At 34.8% G+C, this 25,932-nt stretch carries 22 protein-coding genes, 2 pseudogenes and 1 riboswitch; of the genes and pseudogenes, 6 read left to right on the forward strand and 18 right to left on the reverse strand.

Annotated elements, in window-relative coordinates:
• Positions 1-47 (forward strand): YjcZ family sporulation protein (locus tag ACFWDE_RS20850; RefSeq protein WP_377894476.1); only part of this gene is annotated, 47 nt, incomplete at its 5' end.
• 154 nt (positions 48-201) lie between these two features.
• On the opposite strand, the gene ACFWDE_RS20855 is transcribed toward ACFWDE_RS20850, so the two are convergent.
• From ACFWDE_RS20855 to ACFWDE_RS20885, 7 genes and pseudogenes are all read right to left on the reverse strand, one after another.
• Positions 202-636, reverse strand: coding sequence for a transposase (locus ACFWDE_RS20855; protein WP_377894425.1), 435 nt, complete (start codon positions 634-636; stop codon positions 202-204).
• 50 nt (positions 637-686) lie between these two features.
• Positions 687-935 (reverse strand): annotated as a pseudogene (locus ACFWDE_RS20860) (transposase); the annotation flags it as partial.
• Between the two features lie 817 nt (positions 936-1,752).
• Positions 1,753-2,733, reverse strand: a complete 981-nt coding sequence (locus ACFWDE_RS20865; RefSeq protein ID WP_377894428.1) for an alpha/beta hydrolase — start codon at positions 2,731-2,733, stop codon at positions 1,753-1,755.
• Positions 2,734-2,919: 186 nt separating this feature from the next.
• Entirely contained in the window at positions 2,920-4,287 is a 1,368-nt protein-coding gene (locus ACFWDE_RS20870) for a sensor histidine kinase (RefSeq protein ID WP_377894430.1), read from the reverse strand.
• On the reverse strand, positions 4,284-4,958 hold the full coding sequence (locus ACFWDE_RS20875; RefSeq protein ID WP_377894432.1) for a response regulator transcription factor: 675 nt from the start codon (positions 4,956-4,958) through the stop codon (positions 4,284-4,286). Before ACFWDE_RS20875 ends, ACFWDE_RS20870 begins: the two co-directional genes overlap by 4 nt.
• Before the next feature lie 179 nt (positions 4,959-5,137).
• Positions 5,138-5,374: pseudogene (locus tag ACFWDE_RS20880) on the reverse strand (GNAT family N-acetyltransferase); the annotation flags it as partial.
• 147 nt (positions 5,375-5,521) lie between these two features.
• Positions 5,522-6,409 (reverse strand): LysR family transcriptional regulator, encoded by an 888-nt coding sequence (locus tag ACFWDE_RS20885; protein WP_377894434.1) that lies wholly within the window; start codon positions 6,407-6,409, stop codon positions 5,522-5,524.
• Positions 6,410-6,551: 142 nt separating this feature from the next.
• Here ACFWDE_RS20885 and ACFWDE_RS20890 point away from each other — a divergent pair, with 142 nt between their 5' ends.
• Positions 6,552-7,310: an NAD-dependent epimerase/dehydratase family protein gene (locus tag ACFWDE_RS20890; protein WP_002014092.1), complete on the forward strand. Its 759-nt coding sequence runs from the start codon at positions 6,552-6,554 to the stop codon at positions 7,308-7,310.
• Between the two features lie 451 nt (positions 7,311-7,761).
• Here the strand turns inward: ACFWDE_RS20890 and ACFWDE_RS20895 are convergent, their stop codons facing one another.
• The 5 genes from ACFWDE_RS20895 to ACFWDE_RS20915 form a co-directional block, all read right to left on the reverse strand.
• Entirely contained in the window at positions 7,762-8,388 is a 627-nt protein-coding gene (locus tag ACFWDE_RS20895) for a LysE family translocator (RefSeq protein ID WP_377894436.1), read from the reverse strand.
• Between the two features lie 234 nt (positions 8,389-8,622).
• A complete protein-coding gene (gene nheC / locus ACFWDE_RS20900; protein ID WP_377894438.1) occupies positions 8,623-9,702 on the reverse strand; it encodes a non-hemolytic enterotoxin subunit C in 1,080 nt (359 codons plus the stop codon).
• 133 nt (positions 9,703-9,835) lie between these two features.
• Positions 9,836-11,044, reverse strand: coding sequence for a non-hemolytic enterotoxin NHE subunit B (nheB, locus tag ACFWDE_RS20905; protein ID WP_002148834.1), 1,209 nt, complete (start codon positions 11,042-11,044; stop codon positions 9,836-9,838).
• A 43-nt stretch (positions 11,045-11,087) separates the two neighbouring features.
• Positions 11,088-12,248, reverse strand: coding sequence for a non-hemolytic enterotoxin NHE subunit A (nheA, locus tag ACFWDE_RS20910; protein ID WP_377894439.1), 1,161 nt, complete (start codon positions 12,246-12,248; stop codon positions 11,088-11,090).
• Positions 12,249-12,849: 601 nt separating this feature from the next.
• Complete coding sequence (locus ACFWDE_RS20915; RefSeq protein ID WP_377894441.1) at positions 12,850-14,676, reverse strand: APC family permease; 1,827 nt, start codon at positions 14,674-14,676, stop codon at positions 12,850-12,852.
• Between the two features lie 144 nt (positions 14,677-14,820).
• Positions 14,821-14,966: riboswitch (cyclic di-AMP (ydaO/yuaA leader) on the reverse strand.
• 140 nt (positions 14,967-15,106) lie between these two features.
• On the opposite strand from ACFWDE_RS20915, the gene ACFWDE_RS20920 reads away from it, so the two are divergent.
• Positions 15,107-15,235 (forward strand): hypothetical protein, encoded by a 129-nt coding sequence (locus tag ACFWDE_RS20920; protein ID WP_000038255.1) that lies wholly within the window; start codon positions 15,107-15,109, stop codon positions 15,233-15,235.
• 62 nt (positions 15,236-15,297) lie between these two features.
• Here the strand turns inward: ACFWDE_RS20920 and panE are convergent, their stop codons facing one another.
• Complete coding sequence (panE, locus tag ACFWDE_RS20925; RefSeq protein WP_377894442.1) at positions 15,298-16,242, reverse strand: 2-dehydropantoate 2-reductase; 945 nt, start codon at positions 16,240-16,242, stop codon at positions 15,298-15,300.
• 175 nt (positions 16,243-16,417) lie between these two features.
• On the opposite strand from panE, the gene ACFWDE_RS20930 reads away from it, so the two are divergent.
• Complete coding sequence (locus ACFWDE_RS20930; protein WP_377894444.1) at positions 16,418-17,893, forward strand: hypothetical protein; 1,476 nt, start codon at positions 16,418-16,420, stop codon at positions 17,891-17,893.
• Positions 17,894-17,941: 48 nt separating this feature from the next.
• Here ACFWDE_RS20930 and trhO read toward each other — a convergent pair whose 3' ends face one another.
• Positions 17,942-18,901: an oxygen-dependent tRNA uridine(34) hydroxylase TrhO gene (trhO, locus tag ACFWDE_RS20935; protein WP_377894445.1), complete on the reverse strand. Its 960-nt coding sequence runs from the start codon at positions 18,899-18,901 to the stop codon at positions 17,942-17,944.
• Positions 18,902-19,396: 495 nt separating this feature from the next.
• Here trhO and ACFWDE_RS20940 point away from each other — a divergent pair, with 495 nt between their 5' ends.
• Positions 19,397-20,692, forward strand: coding sequence for an Nramp family divalent metal transporter (locus tag ACFWDE_RS20940; RefSeq protein WP_377894448.1), 1,296 nt, complete (start codon positions 19,397-19,399; stop codon positions 20,690-20,692).
• A 59-nt stretch (positions 20,693-20,751) separates the two neighbouring features.
• Here the strand turns inward: ACFWDE_RS20940 and ACFWDE_RS20945 are convergent, their stop codons facing one another.
• The 3 genes from ACFWDE_RS20945 to ACFWDE_RS20955 all read right to left on the reverse strand — a co-directional run bounded on the left by ACFWDE_RS20945 (position 20,752) and on the right by ACFWDE_RS20955 (position 23,448).
• Positions 20,752-21,612, reverse strand: coding sequence for a M23 family metallopeptidase (locus ACFWDE_RS20945; protein ID WP_377894450.1), 861 nt, complete (start codon positions 21,610-21,612; stop codon positions 20,752-20,754).
• A 71-nt stretch (positions 21,613-21,683) separates the two neighbouring features.
• Positions 21,684-22,784 (reverse strand): sensor histidine kinase, encoded by a 1,101-nt coding sequence (locus ACFWDE_RS20950; RefSeq protein ID WP_377894451.1) that lies wholly within the window; start codon positions 22,782-22,784, stop codon positions 21,684-21,686.
• The gene (locus ACFWDE_RS20955) at positions 22,750-23,448 is read right to left on the reverse strand and encodes a response regulator transcription factor (RefSeq protein ID WP_002148850.1); all 699 of its coding nucleotides are present in this window, start codon (positions 23,446-23,448) and stop codon (positions 22,750-22,752) included. Before ACFWDE_RS20955 ends, ACFWDE_RS20950 begins: the two co-directional genes overlap by 35 nt.
• A 147-nt stretch (positions 23,449-23,595) precedes the next feature.
• Here ACFWDE_RS20955 and ACFWDE_RS20960 point away from each other — a divergent pair, with 147 nt between their 5' ends.
• Entirely contained in the window at positions 23,596-24,126 is a 531-nt protein-coding gene (locus ACFWDE_RS20960; protein ID WP_341307108.1) for a GNAT family N-acetyltransferase, read from the forward strand.
• A 65-nt stretch (positions 24,127-24,191) separates the two neighbouring features.
• Here the strand turns inward: ACFWDE_RS20960 and ACFWDE_RS20965 are convergent, their stop codons facing one another.
• Positions 24,192-25,820, reverse strand: a complete 1,629-nt coding sequence (locus ACFWDE_RS20965; protein WP_377894454.1) for a peptide ABC transporter substrate-binding protein — start codon at positions 25,818-25,820, stop codon at positions 24,192-24,194.
• Positions 25,821-25,932: the final 112 nt, after the last annotated feature.

Genomic DNA, 25,932 nt, shown 5'->3' on the forward strand with positions numbered 1-25,932 from the left:
TATTATTTATTTTATTAATCATAGTTGGAGCTAGCTGCTTCTGCTAAAAAACTATTGGAAAAGACACTCTTATAGGGGCATAGCCATCAACTTTAAAAAAGTGTCTCCGATGCCAAAGGCATCGGAGACACTTTTTTACAATCTTTGAGTAAAATCCTGTATTTTGGGCATACTCAAATAGAACTTCCCTTGGTTCATATTTTATGAAGCCACTGGAAGTTGCTCCGTTAATACCTCTATTAAGCCTAGGATTTCAAACGGCGTTGTTTTTCGGTACCGCCGCGCTTTTTTCCCATTCTTACTAATATCTTGAAAGAGCCTGCTAAGCACTGAACCAGGATGTTGGAAAGTACAAAAAAGTGTGGTGTGTATTTTTTTTAGATAGATTTGTACCGTATAAGCGCATTTTAGCTCACTCATTTCTTTTCTATGTTTCTCCCATAAAAGTCTCCGCATTTGATAAGTCGTGCTTGCGACTAGACATAATCGTAAGAGTTGACCATATAAGTGACATTGAAACCGTTCTAGTTTCATCCGTTTGTTTACATGAATGCTAAATATAGATTTCCATGTTTTGAATACAATTTCTACTTGCCATCGTAAGGAATAAAAAGCGTAAACCTCTGTAGCTGGCAATATTTCTGAAGGAGTGTTGGTAACTAATAAGTTTACGCGGCTTGCTTTTAAATATCGTTCTCCATTTGAAGCTGCTTATTTTCTTTTCTTAATTTGATTAGCTCTTGTTCTTCTGGAGATAAGTTATCTTTTTCCTTGAACGAACCGGAGGTTTGACTTTGACTCACCCACTTATCCAATGATGAGGGTGTTAGATCGTATTCCCTTATAATATCTTTTCTTGGTTTCCCATTCAGATAAAGCTGCACGATCTGTTGTTTGAATTCCGTGGTAAATGTTCGACGTTCTTTTTTAGCCATAGTAGATTCTCCTCAAATGTGTTTTCTGTAGTCTACTTGACCTTAAAATTTCTGTCCAACTAAGTGTAGCCTATCCAACCTTGCTAATCTCTTAGAATCAGATTTTGCTAATTCTGCTATCCTTACTAGTTTTGTCTCCATTTATTATTCCTACCTCTGTGTGTAGTAAATGTGTCCCTAGCAAGGGTGATAACTGGTAGCTAGCCTTTCCTCCATCGGCATTACCCAACTTCATTGGTACTACGCTGCTATCCGACTCCCTACACCGGCATTTGGTTTCCTTACTTTTTATCGCTTGTACACCATACTCTCCTAACAAGAAAAGACCGATAGGGTCTCCCGAGTTGCCGTATCATATCAATGTGTAACGTGCCAAGGTCTCTGACTCCAGAGAGGTTTTATCCATCTTGCCTTAAACGAAGGATAAAATGTAGCTTTCTGCTGCAGGTAAAGCATCAGCCCTCTCGATTTACTAACATTATGGAGCTCAATCCCTTCAACCATTTGGCTTTCGGCCCGCCACCTAACTGTCTACGCTTAAAGACTAAAGTTACCTTTAGCCCTCCAAGACTCGCTACGAGCGAATGGCTAGTTCTTACTCGACGGGAATCCCACCCGTTATATGATACGACCTAGGCTCGGCCGCACACCTGCCTCGTTAGTTAATATGAAAATGAAACCCAATGTCTTTCAGGCGAAAGTATAATCTTGGTTTGGAAATATACAACTGTTTGGACATAAAAAAGACCATCGAAACGATGGTCTTGCAGACTGTAGACAAATCCATAAAATAACGGATGAACCTTTCTCTGAACACTTACTTTACTTCTTTCATAAATAGTCTAACGTTTTCAGCGATTTCTTTGAATTTGGTATGGTGTAAATAATGTGATCCATCCATGGTTACTACTTTTCCATGTACCGAGTCTTTGATCTGCCCTTCATGCAGAGGTATCCATCCTGCTACACCTTCATTATTCGCTTGTACAAAGAGAAGAAGTGGAAGATATTTAGGGAAGGTTAAACCTTGAGCACCTTTAAAATTAGACGAAATATGGTCCATCTCATTCAAGGTTGTGTCATTATACATGTTTTTATTCGAAATCATTTTCATTTGCTCTACGGTTTTTTCATCAAATGCCAGTCCAGCATAGGGGTCAGCACTGATTTTCATAGCCAATCTTAAGAGACCTGATTTTTTGAGATATGCAAACGTTTTTAATGGGAAATTGATATCCATACCCGGTTGTGTTGCAACACTGCTATCGATTCCGACAAATGCAGTCACCTCGTTTGGATATTTGTTCACATAATCAATTCCATAAATGCCTGTAATGGAGTGGCCCATGAGCATGTATCTGTTAATATTAAGCTGCTGTAGAGCTTCATGAACTTCACTTACCATATTCTCCGTGGTTCGCTCTTTTACAGTTTCATCACTTAATCCATAACCGAAAGGCTCTACCGCAACAACTTTGTAAAATGGAGATAATTCATCGATAAGAAGCTTAAAATCAAGCCCTGGAGTAGCTGTTCCATAACCAGGCAGGAGCACGATCGTTTCCTCGCCCTCGCCTTGAATTAACACATTCATATTTTTCCCGTCTACAGATACGTGCTGCCCGTAGGGCACTATTCGTTTTTTCTCCGAATGACTACTCATCACATTTGCGATATAAACAATACCTAAAAAAAGTACAATGGCTAGAACGATTGCTCCTATGATTTTAAGTAAGATGTTTCGCACTTTCTTTATTTTCATTCCACTCAGCGTTTTCTTTTCCTCTTGTTGTGTCACTGTCATCTTCTCCTGTCCTAATCTGTTTGTTTGCCTTCCTTCATGTGCCTGTAATGAAACCTTAACCAATGAAGATGTACTCCCCATGACGACAATATGAACTGAATATGAACGGTCAAAAAAAATACTACGGCTCTATATGCAAGTAAGCTTGCATATGAGTCGTAGCATAGAGAATGAATCTAACTAATCTGTTGGTGTAGTGATTGGCAAGGTGACAATGAAGGTCGTTCCTTGACCAGGTTCACTTTTCACTCGGATGTCACCTTGATGAAGCGACACGATCTGTTTAACGATAGCGAGTCCCATACCACTTCCGTCATACTTACGACTGTGGGAACGATCGGCCTTAAAAAAACGCTCGAATATACGCTTCTGGTCGTCAAGGTGAATACCAATACCAGTGTCGGATATTAGGATTGTCACGTTTTTGATATCTTGTTTGATGCTTACGTTAATCACGCCGGCATCCTCGGAAAATTTGATACTATTTCTGAGGATATTCGTCCATACCTGATTTAACAGGTCATGATCAGCAGTTACTTTAACTGTCTGTAAATCAAGCTCGAAATGTATATCGCGAGCAGACCATTGTGGCTGGAGCGCCACGATTATCCGTCGGATTTGTTCATCGAGGCTGAGCGTGACGAGCCGCAGTTGCTTTGACTGCGATTCAAGCAAACTCAGCTTTAGCAGGCTATCGCTCATTTTGGACATCCTATTCGCTTCAGCGATGATAATATCAAGATAACGGCTTCGTTCGTATTCTGAAAGGTCAACTTGCTTAAGCACTAGAGCATAACCGGATATCGAAGTGAGCGGAGACTGAACCTCGTGCGACACGTTCGTTACGAATTCCCTGCGCATCTGCTCAAGTTGCTGTAGATCGTGCATCATTTCTTCGAAGCTGCGAGCCAAAGTACCCAGCTCACTCGTTTGCTTAATATTCAACTTGACGTTGAAATCTCCAGATGCTATCCGCTTGGTCGCTTTTGTCAGCTTTTTTATCGGTCTTACCAGGAATACAGAGGCAACTAGAATCAATAAGCTTCCTGCAATCAACGAACATGTTGCAAAGACCAATGCCCACTTTGTGACAAAAGAGGCTGAAGGAGGGGCGAGCGATTCCAAAAATATCGCTTTCGTTCCCATTTCCGTTTTCAACGGCAACCCTAAGAGGACCGTGGCAATACCATTAGGAGTGTCCTGAACAACACCTCCATCTAATACTTTCTTTAGTTGCTCCATCGTCACAGGCGCAGGTTTGTGTCCGTGAAGTTTACCGTAAGACTTGAACTGACCCGTTGCTTCGTAAATTCGAATATAATAAGAATCGAGCTGCTTCATTTCACTTACGAACAAGTCCGCTTCACGTAACGGAAGGGTCTTGTAAATCCGGACGATGTCTTGGCCAAAGTTACGTAAGTTGATTTGAGCATTTTCGTTCAATTTATCTTCGAATATCCAAGTTGACACAAAAAAAGAAATGATCGTGCCCCCGATGATGGAGACTAAAAATGTCAGGACAACACGTATATATAAGGATCTGATCATTCATAAACCTCAAGCCGATACCCAAGCCCGCGCACCGTTTCGATCCGAAAATCGGGTGTTGTCGCGAACCGTTCACGCAGCCGTTTAATATGTACGTCTACCGTTCGATCATCTCCGGCGTAATCGATACCCCAAATCTGATCGATCAACTGCACGCGCGTATAGACTTGTCCGGGTGTTCCAGCGAGCTTATACAGCAATTCGAACTCCTTTAGCGGCAACGTAAGCGACTCCGTCCCTTTCATCACCTTATAGGTCTGTCGATCAAGGATGACGTTCCCTAAATGGATCGTCTGCGTGGAGCCAATCTTGTATCGTTTGAGTAGTGCCCTAACACGAACCGTCAACTCTAACGGATCGAATGGTTTGGTTAAATAATCGTCCGTCCCAAGTTCGAAACCTTTCACTTTCTCCCATGTTTCTCCTCTCGCAGTCAGCATAAGTAAAGGTAGATCAGGATTGGCTCTTCGGAGCTCCTTGCTTAACGTCCAACCATCCATAATCGGCATCATAATGTCAAGTACGACAAGATCGACATTCGATGAGATGTAGACGGCCAGTGCTTCCTTGCCGTCCGCTGCTTCAGCTGTTGCGAATCCGTCGTTGCGTAGAAATAAACAGACGAGTTCGCGAATGTTCGCATCGTCGTCAGCAACTAGTATAGTAGGCATCGGTTCCCTCTTTTCCCTGTTTTCCACCGCATTATTTCAAGTAATCATTATACTATAAATTAACACGTATGTTGATTAACCAAAGTAATACAGTTTCTTGATTTATCGACCTGTAGAATTCAAGTATTTCTTTTAAACTAATTTGCCACTCAATTGACAAGGCTTCACAAAGAAACAGGCGTGTGAAACCTGCAAATGACAAGCACTCCCCAAACTACTCCAGTAATTACACCATCTGAAATAACACGTCCCATACCCACTAATTATTTTTCATCAAATGCGTAAATGGCGTATCAACTTTGATTGCACATTCGTTCCAAATCATTACTTGTTAATTTAAGTGAATTCCATCATAAAGATTCATATAGGTTTAGTAATTAGTCAAAGTTATTAGGGTGTTCTGTCTTATAATTTATATATTACCATATAATTACTTCCTGATTTTTGTATATTATAGTTCTACATCGACACATGATATATAACTTTTTCTCATTGCTTATTGAACTAATCTGCTCCGTTCAAGAAGAACCACATCAGTTTAAATAACTCAGATTTTGGAAAAATTAAATTGATTCAAATGATACCCACCTTTTAGTAATCTCAGAAAATTTCTTAGTCGCGAGTGAGGTTGGTTTTCTTATAGCTAATCCAATAGTTCGATAGCTATCACTTTCAAGTGGAATGGCTGCAAAAGAAATTTTTGATGTCGGTATAATCATTTCTGGCAATATACTAATTCCTAGATTATTCTCCACCATGGAGATCACTGAGTATTCATTCATATTTTCGAATCGAATATTGGGGCTAACTTTATTCTCCCTAAATATTTTTTGAATATCATCATAACACTGATATGTTGGCATAATAAAAGGTACATTTTCTATTTGTTGCATTGATACTTGGTTTTCCTTACATAATGGGGATTGGTTAGATACAACACATAAAAGTCGATCCCTCTTCAATTGTACGATTTCAAAGGATTTTTCAAATGATTCAAAGTAAGTATCATTATTAATAAATCCACAATCTAATCTCCCGTTTTGTAACCAATTCTCAACCTCAGCATAGTTTCCTTCCAGTAATTCGATTTCAATATTTGGAAATTTCTCCTCCATTTTTTTAAGAATACCAGGAATCCAGTTTTTAGAAATACTCGAAAAAACCCCCACTCTTACTGTTCCTTTTTGGAGCCCATTGATAGCGGATACTTCCTGCTTCAGCATGTTGTTATAGTATAAAATTTTCCGAACGGTAATTAAAAGCTCCTCTGCATTTTTGGTCAATGTTAAAGTAGAGTGATTACGAATAAATAAAGGAAAGGAAAACTCTTTTTCCAAACTGCTAATTGCATGACTTACAGCAGATTGGGTGAAACCTAACACTTCTGCAGCTTTTGTAAAACTATTGAGTTCTGCCACTTTGTTAAATATTTCATATTTTGTTAAAGTCACTATGGTCCTCCTCATGAATTTTATTCATGTTTCCATTATATTTCTTCGTTTTATTTAATGCCATTACCAATATACAATAAGTGCATGCTCTATTATATGACCCTTGACAAGGGATGTATTTTTTATGGAAGGATGAAGTGAAATGCAAAAAATTTTAGTTACAGGTGCTGCAGGTAAGATTGGCCAAGATGTTACAAGGTTCCTAGATAAGCAAGGGAATTACCAGTTACGGCTAGCAGATATTAACTTATCTGCTTTAGAAACTTTTAAAGATACAAATCATGAAATCATATATTTAGATGTTTCTGATTTAGCTGCTTGTCAAGAATTTACGAAAGGTATAGATATAGTTATACACTTGGCAGGTAATCCTTCGCCAAATGCTGATTTTTATGGCTCCTTATTAGAAAATCATATAAAGGGAACCTATAATATTTTTAGAGCTGCTAGTGATAATAATGTATCCAAAGTGATAGTTGCTTCCAGTGCTCAAACAATTGAAGGCTATCCTTTGGATTATCAACCACATGCTTATTCACCCACGAGACCCAAAAATATGTACGGGGTAAGTAAGTGTTTTGCAGAGGCTGTTGCTTCTTATTTTGCTTATGAAGAAGGGTTACAAAGCCTTGCTATTCGTATAGGTGCATATGATGATTATAATCCATATGGTAAACCACTAACAGCTAGAGATATGAGTGCATACTTAAGCCCAGAAGATTTTATGGACCTTCTCTTAAAGTCGATGACGGCAAAGAACTTACCTCCATTTTCAATTTTACATGGTGTATCTAACAACAGGTTTAAACGAATTGATATTGAAGGAACAAGAAAGTTAGTTGGTTATAGCCCAAGTTCTGATGCTTTTGTACTAAGTGGTATTAAGTTCTTTGATTCTTGATAAAGGCATATCTAGAAAAGAGATTATATTATTGTTATTTAGCTTAAGTACATTTCTTCACAATCTCTTCTCTATTACAAAAAAGTCCCACAAACGAACGTTTTATTTAGATTCAAGAAATTTGAATCAATCTTCGTTTTAACAAGTATAGACATATAATGTTACACATTATATAAGAGAGGATAGTGACAGGCAGAATAATTCTGTATGTTCTATCCTTTTTTTGTACTATAAATGACCTCATTTACCACAACATTTGTATTGGTTATGTTAAGTGACAATAAAGTTGTTTAAAACATAATGGGGTACCGCCACATGGCTATCCCACTATATGTTAGATATGTATATAAAATTAGTATGAAGGTGTGAAATCAATTGTAAAATGGTAGTTTTAGAATAAGTAAATAAGAGAAATAACCACCATTGATTATTTCTCTTTTCATATACATATTTATTTTTGGAAAAATAACCTAACTCCAAATGCTAATAATACTGTGCCAGTAATACCCTCTATTGTACGGTTCACTTTTTCTTTTCTTAAAAAAGTTCTTAATTGACGTATTAGTGAGATATAAAGCAAATACCATATTGCTGTCAAAGTCGTAAATGTAAGTCCTAACAAAAGAAATTGGAAAAGATGACTTTGATTGTTCACAATAAATTGGGGTAGAAAACTTAGGAAAAATACAGCCGTTTTTGGATTTAAGATTGCCGTGGTAAATCCTTGTCTAAAACTTTTAATCGTACCAATATCCTTAGAGTTCATTTCCACTGAACCTGGCATATCTTCTTTTTTAGAAAAGGCACTTTTAATTGACTTTACAGCTAAGTAAATTAAATAAAAAGCCCCAGCATATTTTATTAATGTAAATAGCATAGCAAATTTCATTAGGATAGCAGAGAGTCCTAGTGTAGCCATTATTGTATGAATCATCATTCCAGATACCGTTCCTAAGACGGTCTTTATCCCACCATTTCTACCATGCGAGATAGTGTTTTTTGTAACTAAGGCAAAACCGGGACCAGGCATTATTATAATTAGGATTGCAGTAAGGATAAATAATAAATAATTTTCCATGTTCTAGTATTTCCTTTCCAATTCTTAATTTTTCTTACAGTATAGCTTTTTTCCTTAAAACAATAAATATAAAAGGCTTGATCAGAAGTTTATCAAGGTTATTAGTATCAATTTGACCAAACATTACCCCAAGGCTACATTGATAAAACACATGGCAAGCTTATAGGTAAAATTACAAACCCGGTTCTCACAAAAAACGGGATAAAAAAATAAACAGTAGAACTAGTCCACTGTTTATTTCGCCACGCCTTCATGTAATTTTTCTGTATAATCTTTTACATCTTTCCAGCTATCTTTCGCTGTATTTAAATCTTCTTTTATAAAGGTAAATTCTTCAGGACTGATCCCTTTTACGTTTTGTAGTAAATTATTATATTTTGCACCTACCGTATACCATTGATTTGATATATTTTGCAGTGCTGTAATTGCTGCGTCAATTGTTTCTGTCATATTTGTTGTTTTATTTTTCACATCTGTCAAAATTGCGACTTCCGCTTGCGCTCCAGAAATTCTATCTTTTAAATTGGCTATTTCTCTTTCTGCATTTGCGATATCTTTTTTCGCAATCGCAATCATCGGTCCGCCAGCAAGACATGTTATTAATGCTACGCAAAGTACACCACCAGCGATAACCATATCATTACTCTTTTTAATCGAATCGTTATATGTATTTATTTGTTGCTCTAATGCTGGAATACCAGCATTCGTACTCGCCAAAATCGAGGTTAATTGATTTGTGTCTTCTTTAAAACTGTTTGTATCTTTCGCCATTCTATCGCGAAATGCTTTTAAATTCCCTAATAAAATATCTACTTCATTTTGATTCTTTAAAATGTCCGCATACAACTTTTCTAAATCCGCTTGTAACTTCACGCTATCTTTTTGATCAATCGCTGCTAATAAACGATTATAGTATGTCTGAAACGTATTATTAAAATCAATAATATTTTGATCCGTTTTCATAATTTGAGGCTTCATATTATTTAGCCAATATGCCGCGTTAATTTTTGCATCTCTTTGATGCTGAATCATATTCCCTTTAAACTCACTATTAATTGAACTTATTTTACTCAAATCAGTTTCTTGTTGATTTTGAATTAATTTTGCATATGAATCCATTGCGAATATACTTGATGTCGTTTGCGCCATTACATCTTGGAAGCCTGCTGGGCCGAGAGAATAATTTTTTGCATTTTCTTGTAATGTTTTTACGTTTTGTTCTGCTGCAAGAGGATGTAAAGGAAACGCATTACTCGTTGCGACTCCAGCAATCATTATCGTTAAAAGACATTTTTTATAGAAATTATTACACATACTTATCACCTATTCTTTTTATGAGGATATGAAACGTTAGAGGTAAAAAAAGCTCCTGCTCACTACTGAACAGGAGCTCTCTATTATTTTAATTTTTTTATCTATACGTAATGCTGTAACAGTTTAGTTACTATTATGCTTTTTTCGTATCCACTACTTTAATATCCTCAGCATAAATCTTTTCTGCATAGTCTTTAATATTTTTCCAGCTATCTTTCGCAATATTTAAATCTTCTTTAATGAAAACAAGGTCGTTTGGACTAATTGAATCTACATTTTGAAGTAAGGAATTGTATTTCGATCCCATTGTATACCATTGATTTGAAATGTTTTGCAACGCTGTAATTGCAGTGTCAATTGTATTTGTTAAATACTCAGTTTGCGTTTTAATGTTCGTTAGTCCCGCCACTTCTAATTGGGCAGTTGTAACTTGTCCAGTTATTTTTTGAATTTCAGCTTGTGCATTATCAAGCTCTTTCTTCGCTAATACGATTCCAGCTGTTCCACCACCTACAGCTGCTGTACCACCTGCAATTAGTGCGATTCCTAGCGGCGTTCCTGCTCCCGTAGCAATAACAACTGCACCACCTATAATTGCAATTGGTCCTAAAGCTGTCGCAACAGATGAGCCGATAATAATTGCATTATATTTACTAATTGCTTCATTATACGTTGTAATTTGATTTTGCAGAAGCGGAATTCCAGCATCTTGACTAGCTAAGATAGATGTAATTTGATTTGCATCTCCCTTGAAATTTTGAGTATCTGTAGTCATTTTATTTCGGAATTTCTTCAAGTCTTCTACTAACTTATCTACTTGCGCTTTATTTTCATTAATACTACTTGATAATCTAGTTAGACCTTTCGTAAGAGTTTCTTTATCCTTTGTATCTACCGCAGCAACTAAAGTATCATAATAGTTTTGGAACTTCGTATTGTAGTTAATGATATTTTGATTCGTTGAAATAAGCTGTGGCTTCATTACATCTAACCATTGTTTCGCATTTCCTCTAGCTGTATCTTGATGCTGAATCACTTTTCCTTTTAAAGCTGCATCAACTGACGATACATTACCAAAGTTAACATTACCTTGTTTAATAATTGTTAAAGCGTACAGATCCATTACTAAAGCGTTTGAACCTGTTCTTTCCATTGCATCTTTCAGGCCTTCTGGTCCTAATGAGTATTCTTCATAGTCATTATAAGCTTTTGCTACAGCATGAACTGGCGCTTGTTTCACTGTACTTTCAGCTGCATAAGTATGGGCCGGCATAATATTCCCTGCTGCAAATACTGCCATAAGTGCTGATAGAGCCATTACTTTATAAGGTTTTTTTGTCATTTTTCTTCTCTCCCTATATCATGAGTTATTAATGATTTTCTTTTTAATGTACTTCAACGTTTGTAACGTAATCTTCAAATTGATTCGTTTGCTTATTCATTTCATCACTTATTTTTTTGAGCTGATTGAAATGTTTTTGAAGTAAACTACTGTCTGTATACGTGCCAGATTCAATATTTGTTTGAATTTGGATCATATTATTATTTAAAACTTTCCAATCCGTTAATAACGTTTCTAAAGTTGTAATTTGGCGGTCAATTAGTTCTGTAAAACTACTTACTTGATCTTCAACGAATGTGATTTGAGTCGCCTCTGATTCAGTTTGTGATAACTTTTGAATAAGTGGTAGTAGCTCTTTTTGCTTTTGCTGAATACGAAGGGCTGCTTCCCTCGTTTGACTATCTGCAGCATTTACAATTTCATTGCTTAAAGTACCGATAGAAACAAAATCAATTGTTTTCGTTTGTGCAGTTTGATTTGTGATTGTAAATACTTGTTTACCGATATTAATAGAACCTTTAATAATTTCTTGTGGTCTATTCAAAATATTAGTTAGTTCAGCTTGAATTTCCCCTTGAATTCTTTTTATATCTTCTCTTAATTTCACAATATCTCCACTTGATCCTTGCAATGTTTTTATTGCTTCATCAGCTTTAATAGATAAATTGTTACTATCTTTATCTAATACCGTTTTAAATCGATTTAGTTCTAACAAATCTTGCTCCATACTCTCTTGGATGCCTTGTACTTGCACTTGCAATTTTCCATATGCGCTTGTGAAATCTGCTTTTGCTTGTTCATCTTCATTTACTTTTCCTGCTAGTTCATATAGCTTACTATAATAGCTATTAAATCTAGTGCTATATCTCATCATCTCTTGATTTAGGTCGATTAACTTCGGATTATATTCATCAATCCACTCTCGTACATTCGCCTTTGCAAACTTTTGATGATTCGTCAAACTACTCATAGCGTTTACCTTAATGTCTGGTTGTTGCAAAATAACTAATCCGTATGCTTGTATAAGTGGTGACTGTGACCCTAACATTCTAATTGAATTTGATAATGTATTTGGAGCAATTACATTTTGCACGTTTAATACTTTCACTTCTGATTGCCCCTCTTTTGCGTAAGCGCTTACAGGAATGAAGCAACTCGTAGATACTGCTGTAACCAATAACCCTGTAATTAAAGTCTTTTTCACTTTAACTCCTCCTATGTATTAGCAACTATTACTATCGCATTTTATTATTCTATTTTCTTGCAATTGATTTGAGATGGTTAAAATAGAGAACGTTCTCACCGTGATTCATGTACGAACCATCTCTCCTAACTTTTTTCTACAGTACTTACTTATTGTTATAAAACATTTCATAACTTTTCATATGTGCTTAGTATGAATATAGTTGTATGAATTTTCTATTCCATTGCTATTTCCACATTCATACAGTGAATATATTACATAAAAATATTATTCAATTTAAACTAATTCACGTATAAAAGTATGAAATTTCGTGTTGTTTTCAAGTAAGTTTTGTACTGTAAGGTCATTTAAACACAGCTATTTATATAACGTAAAGAAGTATTTTCATTCCCTTTATTTTCAAGCTCTCATGTCCTTATCCCAAAATAAAATTCGTTTCACTTCCCCGATTAAAATATCCATATATCACAACAGAAAACGCTACTTACTCACAACGGATAAAATTATATCGATATAATTTTTAGTTAAATATGCAATAATGCATAGCGTATACACAAAAAGGATAACTTCACTTTTGTGAAGTTATCCTTAAAAAATTTCCTTACTTTTTCAAATGATATGGTACTGTCGTAATAACAACATTTCTTTTATAGAGTAAATACGCACGAATGAGTAAACTAGACTGATTATGAAGAATGTTATGCCAGCCTTTTTTCGGAATAAACTGTGGTATAACGACCGTAACTCGGTAATTTGATTCACTCGCTTTATATTGCACTGTATCAATAAACTTTGTTAGCGGCTGAATAATACTTCTATAATGAGAATGTAATGTAACAAGCCTTACTTCAGGTTGCCACTTCTCCCATTTCTCTTCAAATTTCTTTTCCTCTTCTCTGTCAAAAGCAACATATACAGCGATAACTTGATCTGCAGAAAGAGCTTTAGCATAGTTCAATGAATTTTCTACTACATGAGTCATACCAGCTACAGGAACGACAATTACATTCCCCTCTATCGGAACAATCCGTTCACAAGTTTTTAAACTTAATTGATCGCTCACTGCATCATAATGTTTCTTAATTCGATGGAACAAGAAGATAATAGCAGGTAAGAAAATAAGGATCGACCACACTTGTGCAAATTTAGTTAAAAAGAACATGCTCATTACGATAAAACTAATGACTGCACCAATTAAATTAACCGTTAATCTCAAAGCCCATCCTTCAGGTTTTTCACGAAGCCATTTTAATACCATTCCAGTTTGAGAAAGTGTAAACGGAATAAATACCCCTACCGCATATAGCGGAATTAAATGTTCTGTTCGCCCTTGGAAAGCTACAATTAAAATAATTGAAGAAATTCCAAGTATAATAATACCGTTTGAATAACCTAGACGGTCTCCTCTAATCGTAAACATTCTTGGTATGAATTTATCTTTCGCAAGGTTAACCGCTAATAATGGAAATGCAGAATAACCAGTGTTAGCAGCAAGAATTAATATTAAAGCTGTTGTACCTTGTATAAAATAGTACATGAAATTACGTCCAAATGTTTGTTCAGCAATTTGTGAAACAACTGTTACTTCTTTACTTGGAGTAATTCCGTAATAATAAGCTAAAAAGACAATTCCTGAAAATAAAACCGCAAGTAATGCACCCATTGCAAGCAATGTTTTTGCTGCATTATTAGGTGCAGGATCCTTAAAGTTTGGAATTGCATTAGAGATCGCTTCAACACCTGTTAAAGCAGAGCTTCCTGAAGCAAATGCTCTTAACAGTAAAAACAAACTAATTCCCGCAACTGGTGTTCCAATTGGCGCATGTAAAGTAGGTGAAACGTGCCCAGTTAAAATATTATATATTCCTACACCAATTAATATAAATAATGCAAAAACGAATAAATAAACCGGATATGCTAAAACGGAAGCTGATTCCGTTACGCCCCTTAAATTTAAGATGGTAATCAATATGACAAATACAATCGCAATGATTACATTATGTGCATGTAAGCTAGGAAAAGCAGATGTGAGCGCATCTGTACCCGCAGATACACTTACTGCAACGGTTAAAATATAATCTACTAATAAAGATCCTCCTGCTATTAAGCCTGGATTCATCCCTAAGTTTTCTTTTGATACAACATATGCGCCCCCACCATGAGGGTAAGCAAAAATAATTTGACGATAAGATAAAATAAGAGCTGTCAATAATACTAGTACCCCAACAGCTATCGGAATGGAATACCAATAAGCTATTGCTCCAAGTCCTGCTAAAGCAATTAATATTTGTTCTGGACCATATGCAACCGATGACAATGCGTCAGAAGACAAAATTGCTAGCGCCTTCGTTTTATTGAGCTTTTGCTCTCCTAACTCAGTTGATTTTAACGGCCTTCCAATTAAAAACCTTTTGATAGATGAAACCAACGCTGTCCACTCTCCAATAATTTTGCACGAATTTTTCTGCTAATTACAGCGGATAAACTATTTCTTCAGAAAACAAAAAATGTCTATAAGCCATAACGAAATAGACTTGTAGACATTATTTTTTTTGTCGCACAAGCTCCACCTTCCTTCTCAATATAACGCTTACGAGGTTAGCTGTCGGATTCGGGCCTTTGAGTAGCCCTACCTTTTTCAAGGATTCACCCCATTGAATTATGCACTAATTCATTAAACGGGTCCCCCGCACCATGCGGTTTAAGCGATTTAGAAAATTGAAACTGTGGATTATAATACTCCTTTATTTTCAAAATGTAAACAAAAATTTTTAAAAATAAAAAATTTAAAATGATTGCGCATAATCCGCCGATAAATATACATAATGAATACTAAAAAAACCTTAAAGGAGACCCGTATGTCTAAAAAGAAGAAACCGCTTTTTTCTGACTCATATTTAGATGCAGTAGCAAATGAAATTAATCAGTTATATGGTAAACGTGAACAGGAAATAAATTTGACAGAAAGAATTAAAAGAAACAAATAATTTGTCATACTCAAATAAAAAAGATAGCAATACACTTATATATTGCTATCTTTTTTATTATTTCATACATCTAATTCCATTACGGATTTGTTAAATGTCATTTCTTCATACACCTTCAGATTTTGATATACCGCTCCTAGTAACGGTACTTCTAAAGAAATTTGCTCTGCTAAATCCAGTAAGTATCCTTGCAAATGCTTCCCTTCAATAAACGAACCTTTTTCCATATCACGCTGCATCGAGGACTTCATATCATAAGAAATTTTATCAATTGTTTTCATATGTTCCTCAACAATATTATCTTTAACTGGAGCTCCTAATGCCCTCATAATTTGCACAGATTCCTCAAATAAATTTCGGGTAAATTCACGTCCACCTTCACTTTCACGAATTGGTCCTATTGGTGCACGCATTAATGTTGTAACGCCTGACATGACAGTAATAAATAAATATTTATGCCACATATCTTGCGTAATATTTTCACTTAAAACAAAACTAGCTTTCGTATCTGCAAATGCTTTAGAAATACGCTTTATTCTCTCTGAATCTTGAAGCTTAATTTCTCCAAATACAAGTCTGTTGGCAGCACTAGTTTGTACAATTTCTCCTTGATCGTTTAACGTAGTCTCAATAAAGCATAAACCGCCCATTACTTTTTCCCCGCCGAATTCCTTTTGTAACAATGTTAAATGAGCGATACCATTTAACAGCGGGATTATTACAGTATTTTCTCCTACGAAAGGCTTCAAATCTATGATCGCCTCATTTAAATGATACGCCTTTGTTGAAAATAAAATCACATCAAATGGAGAAGTTCTATCTTCTTTCGTTATCAATTTCGGTTGAAATGAAAAATCTCCATTAACACTACGAATAACAAGTCCTTTTTCCTCTAATTGCTGTTTTCTTTTGCTGCGAACGAGAAATGTAACATCTTCTCCCTTTTCTACTAATCGGCCACCAAAAAATCCACCGACGCCACCAGCTCCTAATACTAAAATGCGCATACAACATCCCCCTTTTCATAAAACAATCACACTAGTTTTAGTATACATAATATTATACATGTCTCCTATTAAATAAGCTGAATTTTCATTCTTAATCTAGTGAAAACGAGAGGTTATTTTCAAGGTAAATTGGGCATGTTGTTTCTATAGCTTATATGGAAAGGAAACAATGTAAATGGAGGCAATACAAACAATCGAAGAAAAAGATGTAACAACAGCTATATTTCAATTTATATTCCCGTTTTCGTTTAAAACTGGATATGAACAAAATATGTTCCCTTTCTTACAAAAAAATAATTTCCGTCCTTTTCGACTCGATCATCTTGCAAATGAAAATACATATTACGGGAAGTTTCAAGTTTCACATCGAAATATGGAAGCATATTATCTTTCATTTACAAATAAAATTCTCTTTCCTCATTCAGAACATCAAAAAGGATTACAGCGCTATTCTAAAGACCTTAATTTAAATGGACATTTAACAACAAATCTTATTTCCGTTCCATTCAAGATACATTCTATTGATGTAACACTTTGTCCTTTTGAGCTTGGCTTCTTAACAATTCGAACAGAAGTCAAAACCGCTCCAAACATGACATTATCAGAAGCAATCGAATTCGCTTCTCGATTCCGTGTACTTGAAACTAGAAATGATACAACTGAGACTATTTGTATTGAATGTGATGGGAAAAAATATTCACAAGTAGAAAAACTTATATTCGGCGATTTATTTCATGGCTTAACAGACTTCTTTGAGAAAAAGAGATTGCGGAGTTCTTACTTTCAAACATTTCCATTCTTTGAAGATCAACGAATGTATGTACAAACTTTATTATCCATAAACAAAGAGTCAGACCTTCATGTAGTTGATGTATATCGAGCTTCCAGTCTTTCAGGATTAACAGACGATGGTAAGCCGTATATTAGCGCAAATAATGTTCCTTATATTCACGATTATTTAACAAAACATTCTTATCAAAGGTGGGCTCCTAATCGTTATTTCATAATGGAAGAGCATATTTTCACGTGTATCACAAACGAAGGTGACGATAAAATAGCTAAACTTGCTAGTCAAATGTATGGGGAGTTTTATTACGCTTTATTATTAAACCTATTTCATAAAATTGTTTTATTAAAAATGGCAAACGCTTATGCTGAACTAAATATTGAACAAGATACAAATGAGATAGAGAAGTTAATTTACTCTATCAATTCGTTTACAGCTAATTATTTTTCTTTAGAATTAGTATCTCAATCACAAAGTGAAGATATTTTCTTCCGCTTAAGAAAACTTTTTAACATTGAAATACTATATACGAATGCCAAGCAAAATCTTGATAGTTTGTTTAAATATCAAGAAAATGTTGCTTCTAAAAAAGATAGCCTTTTATTATTAATTTTAACGCTCTACTCTGTAATGGGCCAAATGTTAGGGTTTACTATGATTGACCTTTTAAGAAATACCGATGCAACTCATATATCTTCACCCCTTGAATATTTTGCTCTTTTAATTGCAGTTAGTGGCATAGTCATTTCACTTATTTTAGGTGTGCAAGGTTTATACCAATGGGCTATACAACATAAAAATCGAAAAGCATGGGTAAAACAAACTGTTTTGTCTGCTGTGAAAGAGAAGGATGGTACAACGTAAATAAAAAACAGATGGCAGCACGATGCTACCATCTGTTTTCTATTATGTTTACTTTCCTGCTTCGATTTTTTCTAATGCAGCAGCTACTTGCTCTTCTGTTAATTCGTGTTGCACTATATAACGATTACGTGGGTGTACACGACATTCATGAGAACATGCACGTAAATGTTTTGCTTCACTTTCTTCAGAACATAGAATCTTCTTGTTACATTCTGGATTTGCACAGTTTACATAGCGCTCACAAGGTTCGCCTGTAAAATGATCTTTACCAACGATAACATGTTCTTTTTGGTTTACTGGTACAGCGATACGCTCATCAAATACGTAACATTGACCATCCCAAAGTTCACCCTGTACCTCTGGGTCTTTTCCGTACGTTACAATTCCGCCGTGAAGCTGACTTACATCTTCATGGCCTTCTCGAACTAACCAACCAGAGAATTTTTCACAGCGAATTCCGCCTGTACAGTACGTTAAAATCTTTTTACCTTCAAGTGTTTCTTTGTTTTCTCTAATCCAATCTGGTAATTCACGGAATGATTCAATATCTGGTTTGATCGCACCTTTAAAGTGTCCTAAATCAAACTCATAATCATTTCGTGCATCAATGATAACTGTATTTTCTTGTTTCATTGCCTCATAGAATTCTGTTGGTTCTAAATATTTCCCAGTCATTTCTTTTGGGTTAATGTCGTCTTCCAAGCGAAGTGTAACTAACTCTGGACGAGGGCGTACGTGCATTTTCTTAAATGCATGTTCATCTGCCTCATCAATTTTAAAAACGATTCCAGCAAAACGTGGGTCATTGTTCATCGCTTCCACGTATTTTTCTGTTTGCTCAACAGTTCCAGAACAAGTTCCATTAATTCCTTCTGTCGCTACAAGAATTCTTCCTTTTAACTCAAGTGATTTACAAAATTCTAAATGCTGTTCAGCAAATTCTTCTGGATTTTCAATTGTTGTGTACATGTAATACAGTAATACTCTATATGGTTTTGTAGTTGCCAATGTATTTCTACCACCTATCTAAATTTTAACATCATGTATAAGTTAACGTTCATATCAAAACATATATAATAAGAAAATACATACTAAATTGTACTTAGCCTATTTTCTTCTATTTACAATTTTTTCTATAAGTTAACAAAAATAAAAACAAGATTACATCACAAAACACTATGGTTATGTTGTAATCCCAATATATTATATATCATACAATTTCATTTCCATCAATTAATATGCTGTAATATAGGCTCTATGTTCACATAAATTTCAAAAACAACCCTATAATTTATTATCTTCTCCCTTATTCAGCAGCCATAAACTCCCAAAATATTTTTCACATCGTCACACCATTCTTTGCACGAAGTCATATAATTTGCATTAAGGAAACTTTTGTGTTCAAATGAAATTGCCACATAATATATTTAAATGTATTGAAATAATGAATAAGAGCAAATACAATAATTTCATCAAGTTAACATTTCAAAGGGGAACACTACTATGAATAAAGATATATCAAAAGATGAACAAGTCCGTTCTCAAAGTACAACTGTTCAATCCGCACATTTAGCATTAAGCGGACAAACGAAAGGCTTAAAGAGACTATTACCATTCTTAGGACCTGCTTTTATCGCATCAGTTGCTTATATTGATCCTGGGAATTTCGCAACGAATATTGCTGCTGGATCCCAATATGGGTATTTATTACTTTGGGTAATACTCGCTTCTAATTTAATGGCTGTATTAATCCAAACTTTATCAGCTAAATTAGGAATCGCTACTGGAAGAAACCTTCCTGAAGTAGCTCGCGAAAACTTCCCCAAACCAGTTTCCATCGGTTTATGGATACAAGGGGAACTCGTTATTATGGCTACAGATTTAGCCGAATTTATCGGGGCAGCACTCGGCTTATACTTACTATTTGGAATTCCGATGTTACCAGCTGCTTTAATTACAGCGGTTGGATCATTTATTATTCTTGAATTTCAACGCAGAGGCTTTCGTCCATTAGAAGCTATTATTACAGGGATGATTTTTATCGTTGTTATCGCTTTTGGTATCCAAGTCTTTTACGCAAAACCGGAATTAAGCCCTCTTCTTTCAGGACTATTTACTCCAAAATTCCAAGGTGTGGATAGCATCTTATTAGCAGCTGGAATTTTAGGCGCGACAGTAATGCCGCACGCAATTTATTTACATTCAGCCTTAACGCAGCGCCGCGTAGTCGGAACAAATGATGAACAAAAGAAAAAGATTTTCCGCTTCGAATTCATTGACATTATTATTGCGATGGTTATCGCAGGAGCTATTAACGCAAGTATGCTAATTGTTGCTGCTGCACTATTCTTTAAAAATGGTCTACATGTTGAAGATCTTGATGTTGCTTTCAATCAATTTAGTAATTTAGTCGGTCCTGTATCCGCTGCTTTATTTGGAATTGGACTCTTATCAGCCGGATTATCTAGCTCTTCTGTCGGTACAATGTCCGGTGATATTATTATGCAAGGATTCATTCGAATGCATATTCCGTTATATTTACGCCGATTTATAACAATGATTCCACCTCTAGTTATAATTGCTTTAGGTGTAAATCCAACTTACGCTCTCGTAATGAGTCAAGTTGTATTATCATTCGGTATTGCTTTTGCATTAGTACCCCTTATCATGTTCACAAGTAATAAAAAGATTATGGGGGCACTCGTCAACCATCGCATTACAACATTTATCGCGTGGTTAATCGCTGCACTCATTATTGTTTTAAACATTTTCTTACTGTATCAGACGTTTATAGGATAATGAAAAAGGGTATTCCAATTTTAATTTGGAATACCCTTTTTCAGCGAAATAAATTTCTTCTAATTACCACTTATGTATGTACCTCTTTCCGGCATCATCACGTCTTCTTCCGTTCGAAAGTAAAGTGGCAATCCTTCCGTAAGGAACATACTCGTATTGGATGGATCCTGTCTCTGATGATGGATGTGTAAATGTGGTTCACTGGAACTTCCTGAGTTACCGACTTGAGCAAGAACGTCTCCTTCATTTACGTGTTGTCCTTCTTTAACTTTAATTGACCCTTTCTTTAAGTGAGCGAGACTCAAAAATGTCCCTGTTTCATCTAACCTTAAATAAATATGATTCCCCGCCATTGACTGAAAATCATCTGATCCCGGAACTAAATCTTTTTCATCATTATTAACTGATACAACTGTTCCAGAAGCTGGTGCCATTACTTTCGCTCCATATATTCCATAATCCTCTAACTTACTACTTCTCACTTCCGCAGGCGGAATGAGAATATCATATGCCCATCTTTCATTTGGTTTTATAATGTGATAGTTCGTTTCTAATCGATCACCACCCCATCCTATTAGAGCTCGTTCATTCAAAGGAAAACGAACGACTATTTTAGGGCTCATAGACTGTACATTTGCTGGGTATGCAATTCTACCTATGTTAGCGTACCATCCTAAGGGCCAAGATCCAATTATAGAGAAAAGGACTATGAAAAGTAGCGTTCTATCTATTCGCTTTCTAAAAATGCCTTTCCAAACAAACATTACTGCTGAGCCTATCAAAATAAAAATCGAAACTACGCTAAATGCTTGTATACTCCACCAAACAACGACTGATATAGTACCATTAGCCAAATAAACTACACTCCAACTTATAATTAAAAAAGAAACTATAATTGCTAACAAACTTTTCTTCCACATACTGTATCCCTACTCTCATATCTTTGTTTCCCATGATACGAAGTAAAAATTACGACATATGAAAGAAATACTTACGACTTTCTTACTTTTTTATACTGCGGTAAATTTACAGTAAAAACTGTTTCTTTATCGTTACTACATACAGTTATATCTCCTTTATGGAGCTGAGCTATACTTCTCGAAATTGCAAGTCCCATTCCTTTCCCACCCGTATGAGAACTACGTGATTTTTCACCACGATAAAACTTCTCAAAAACGTAAGGAAGGCTCTCTTTCAGAATGCATTGTCCAAAATTTTTAATTTCTACTTCAACATTCCTTTCTCTTTTGGAAATTCGAATTGAAATTTCTTTTCCATCTTTCCCGTACATAATGCTATTACTAATTACATTTTCAAATAGTCTCACTATAAGTGCTACATCAACTTTTACATGTAGCTCCTCATCACTTTTAATATAAAATTTCATATTGGCATTATCTAGTTGTGGTACAAAATCAATCATGATTTGTTCAATTAATGCTTTTATATTTACTACATTTTTATGTAATTCGATCTCTCTATAATTTATTTGACAGTATTCTAATAAATCATCTACTTGATCTTTTAATTCATAACTTTTTCGCTTTAATATGCTTACATATTGTTCACATTCTTCTCCATGTGAATGAAGCTTATTTCCTAGTAGGTCTGCATAACCGATTAGAGATGTTACAGGCGTTCGTAAGTCATGTGAAATATTACTAATCATTTCATTTTTCATTTCCTGTGATTTTTTTTCATTTTCAATAGACTCTTTTAAACTTTTGGCCATTCTATTGACATTCGTCGCTAACTCACCAATCTCATCGCTTTTCGAAATAGGTATATGTATTTCCAAATTACCATTGCTTATTTCCTTCACGTTCTTATTGATCTCATTCAATCTTTTTATAGTTGTCTTTGTCAGTAATGCAAAATATATAGTGGTTAACAGCAGAAAAAACATAAAATAAAAAAATGAATATCTTTCCTCTAGCTCGACAACATCACTATATATACTTCCAAATAAAAGTTGAACTAATATGATACTTACCGTAGCTAACAAAATACTACATATAAATGCGAAAAAGAATTTAGCTCTAATTCCTTGTAATAATTTAATCTCCAATTTTATACCCGACTCCCCAAACATTTTGTATAAACTTCGGCTCTTTTGGATTATCCTCAATTTTATTTCTTAACCTAGCAATATGAACCATTACCGTATTATTACTTTCATAAGCCCTTTCATTCCAAACACTTTCATATATTTCTTCAATAGTGAACACACGGTTCTTTGTAGCTGCCATTAAGTGCAAAATATCATATTCAGTTTTTGTAAGATTAATTGTTTGTCCATATATCTTTACTACTCTAGAAATTTCATCTATTTCTAAACCTTTAATGTTTATTTTCTTTTCCATTACTTGGACAGCATTTTGATTAAAATATGTATACCTTCTTAATTGAGCTTTCACTCTTGCTATAAATTCAATTGTACTAAACGGCTTCACAATATAATCATCTGCTCCAGTACTCAATCCAATTACCTTATCTACATCTGATGATTTCGCGCTTAAAAACATAATTGGTAAACTATGTTTCTCTCTAATTCTTCTACACAATTCTATACCATCCATTTGTGGCATCATAATATCCAAAATAGCAAGTTGAATACTGTTATTATTTATTATTTCTAAAGCCTCTTCTCCGTTATCAGCACTAAAAACAATAAAACCTTCTTGTATTAAATTCACGTTAATAAATTGAATAATATCTTGATCATCGTCTACGATTAAAATTGAGTTTTTCTCCATTTCTAAACCTCTTTTTTGAAATATATTCCACATTCAATTTTAACATAAATCAAACTTACCCTTATTACCCCTTGAATAATCTTTATTTTCAGATTAAATTATATAATAACAAATACATTCTAGTTTCATATGAACAGGAGTGAAGACATGTTTCCTATATTAAAAACTGAGCGACTTATTTTACGAGAACTTACTGAAGAAGATGCACCGGGTATATTACATTGCTTTTCGAATACCGATGTCCTGCGCCATTATGGCCAAAAGCCATTACAAAATTTGGATCAAGTAAAACAAATCCTTAATAATTTTAAGTTGAGTTACAACGCAAGAAGCGGTATTAAATGGGGCATCGAATTAAAAGACAAGAAAGAGCTCATTGGAACAATTGGTTTTCACGATTGGTCTTCTGAGCATAAACGAGCAAATATAAGTTATGCCTTTCTCCCTGAACATTGGGGAAATGGATATGCCACTGAAGCGGTTTCTGAAGTTATATCATATGGTTTCCACACGCTACATTTAAAACGAATCGGTGCAATTGTCTTTCTTGAAAACGAAGCGTCAAATAAAGTGCTTTTAAAATTAGGATTTGAAAAAGAAGGTGTTCTGAAAAATTATATGTATCAAGATGATATTCCATATGATACGAATTTTTATTCTTTATTAAAATCGGTTTAATAGAAATTATATAAAAAAGAAACCTCACTCTTAAAAGTAAGGTTTCTTTTTTTATATAAATAGTTTTACTTATTATCAATATAAGCATTCTTATAAGTATAAACGCCACCAAATTGATGCTTTTCAATTCCTTTTACATAATCCTTTTGTACATAAGCTGAACCAATATGGTAAAGCGGTGCTACCGCAGCGTCCTCTAATAGAATACGCTCAGCCTCTTGCAGAGTTTCCCACCTTTTCTTCTGATCTAGTACTAGGTCACTTTTAGCTTTTTTTATTAGTTCATCGTAGTGAAGGTTAGAATAATTCATTTTATTATTCGGATTACCCGTCGTAAATAACTCTAAATAACTAATTGGGTCTTTATAGTCAGGTCCCCAATTTGCCATAGATATATCGTAATCACCTGTTTGTTCTAATTGTAATTTTTGCTTAAATGGCTGTTGTTTAATTTGTATCGTTAATCCTTGCAAATGCTTTTCTAAATCACCTTTTATATATTCCGCCATAAGTTTTGCGTTATCTTGCTCAAACGTTAAAAACTCGAGTTTTACTTGTTCTACTCCAAGTTCTTTTTTCGCTTCTCCCCAAACCTTTTTCGCATTTTGTAAATCATATGGAGAAAGATCTCCGTTTTCTTTTCTAAAATCTTTGCCAGTCTCTTCAGTTATATGACCAGCTGGTACAAGTCCACTTGCAGGTTTTGCCCCGTTATTTATAAAGTGAGCGACGAAATCATCTTTATTTAATGCCAACGAGATAGATTGACGTACTTTCTTATTTGCTAACGCGTTATTTTTCTCATTAAAACGTAGCATAGCGATCCCAGGATCACTTGACATATGTAATTCCTTATTCCCTTTATACTTGTCTACAACTTGAGAATTAATAGGTACTCGATCCAAATCGCCAGCCTCATATAAATTTACAGCCGTCATTGTATCCTTTACGATATGAAAGTTTATTTCGTCTAATTTCACTTTCTTTTGATTCCAATATGTAGCATTCTTCTTTAATTGAAATTCTTGTTCATGCTTCCATTTTTCTAATACAAATGGGCCGTTATATATGAGATTACTAGGTTCCAATCCGTATTTATTTCCTTGTTCTTTCAAAAATGATTCATGCTGTGGTAAGTATATAGGTAACGCTAACAACTGTAAAAAATAGGGGATTGGCTGTTCTAGTTCAACTTCTAACTTATAATCATTTATAACTTTAACCCCAAGTTCATCAAGTGACATTGTTCCCTTATTTATTTCTTTCGCATTTTTCACATAAAAGAGCATGTATGCATATTGAGATGCCGTTTGCGGGTTAACTGCACGTTTCCATGCATACATAAAGTCATTTGCTGTTACATTGTCTCCATTTGACCATTTTGCATCTTTACGCAAATCAAATGTATATTTTTTACCATCTTCACTTCTTGTAAATGATTTTGCTACTGCCGGAATAGGATCATCCTGATCATTTAGCACATACAACCCTTCAAATATGTTTTGCATAACATGGGCTGACGTACCATCCATCGTTTTCGCAGTATCAAGAGAAGGAATTTCTTCTGATACTGTTACATTTAACACTTGTTTTTGAGCCTCTGTATCACTTTTATTCGCTTTATTATTACAAGCTGTTAAAAATAAAGATGTAACAAGTGCCATTACCATTAAATGGCTCTTTTTTCGTTTCATGAATTGTTCTCCTTAAAAATAAAATATTATAAACGTTATATATTATAACAGAAATATGAATAGAAAGATGCGACATTATATTGAATATTTATTCGTTCAAGAAAAAAGCTGT

Origin of the sequence: Bacillus sp. NPDC060175 (assembly GCF_042728695.1) — a bacterium.
Classification (GTDB): domain Bacteria; phylum Bacillota; class Bacilli; order Bacillales; family Bacillaceae_G; genus Bacillus_A.

Bases quoted from the DNA above. Each gene is read 5' to 3' on its own strand.
- panE (WP_377894442.1), bottom strand. From the start codon at position 16,242: ATGCGCATTTTAGTATTAGGAGCTGGTGGCGTCGGTGGATTTTTTGGT.
- ACFWDE_RS20945 (WP_377894450.1), bottom strand. From the start codon at position 21,612: ATGTGGAAGAAAAGTTTGTTAGCAATTATAGTTTCTTTTTTAATTATA.
- ACFWDE_RS20965 (WP_377894454.1), bottom strand. From the start codon at position 25,820: ATGAAACGAAAAAAGAGCCATTTAATGGTAATGGCACTTGTTACATCT.
- ACFWDE_RS20955 (WP_002148850.1), bottom strand. From the start codon at position 23,448: ATGGAGAAAAACTCAATTTTAATCGTAGACGATGATCAAGATATTATT.
- ACFWDE_RS20870 (WP_377894430.1), bottom strand. From the start codon at position 4,287: ATGATCAGATCCTTATATATACGTGTTGTCCTGACATTTTTAGTCTCC.
- nheC (WP_377894438.1), bottom strand. From the start codon at position 9,702: ATGTGTAATAATTTCTATAAAAAATGTCTTTTAACGATAATGATTGCT.
- ACFWDE_RS20960 (WP_341307108.1), top strand. From the start codon at position 23,596: ATGTTTCCTATATTAAAAACTGAGCGACTTATTTTACGAGAACTTACT.
- ACFWDE_RS20875 (WP_377894432.1), bottom strand. From the start codon at position 4,958: ATGCCTACTATACTAGTTGCTGACGACGATGCGAACATTCGCGAACTC.
- ACFWDE_RS20920 (WP_000038255.1), top strand. From the start codon at position 15,107: ATGTCTAAAAAGAAGAAACCGCTTTTTTCTGACTCATATTTAGATGCA.
- ACFWDE_RS20950 (WP_377894451.1), bottom strand. From the start codon at position 22,784: ATGTTTGGGGAGTCGGGTATAAAATTGGAGATTAAATTATTACAAGGA.
- ACFWDE_RS20890 (WP_002014092.1), top strand. From the start codon at position 6,552: ATGCAAAAAATTTTAGTTACAGGTGCTGCAGGTAAGATTGGCCAAGAT.
- ACFWDE_RS20930 (WP_377894444.1), top strand. From the start codon at position 16,418: ATGGAGGCAATACAAACAATCGAAGAAAAAGATGTAACAACAGCTATA.
- ACFWDE_RS20895 (WP_377894436.1), bottom strand. From the start codon at position 8,388: ATGGAAAATTATTTATTATTTATCCTTACTGCAATCCTAATTATAATA.
- nheB (WP_002148834.1), bottom strand. From the start codon at position 11,044: ATGACAAAAAAACCTTATAAAGTAATGGCTCTATCAGCACTTATGGCA.
- ACFWDE_RS20940 (WP_377894448.1), top strand. From the start codon at position 19,397: ATGAATAAAGATATATCAAAAGATGAACAAGTCCGTTCTCAAAGTACA.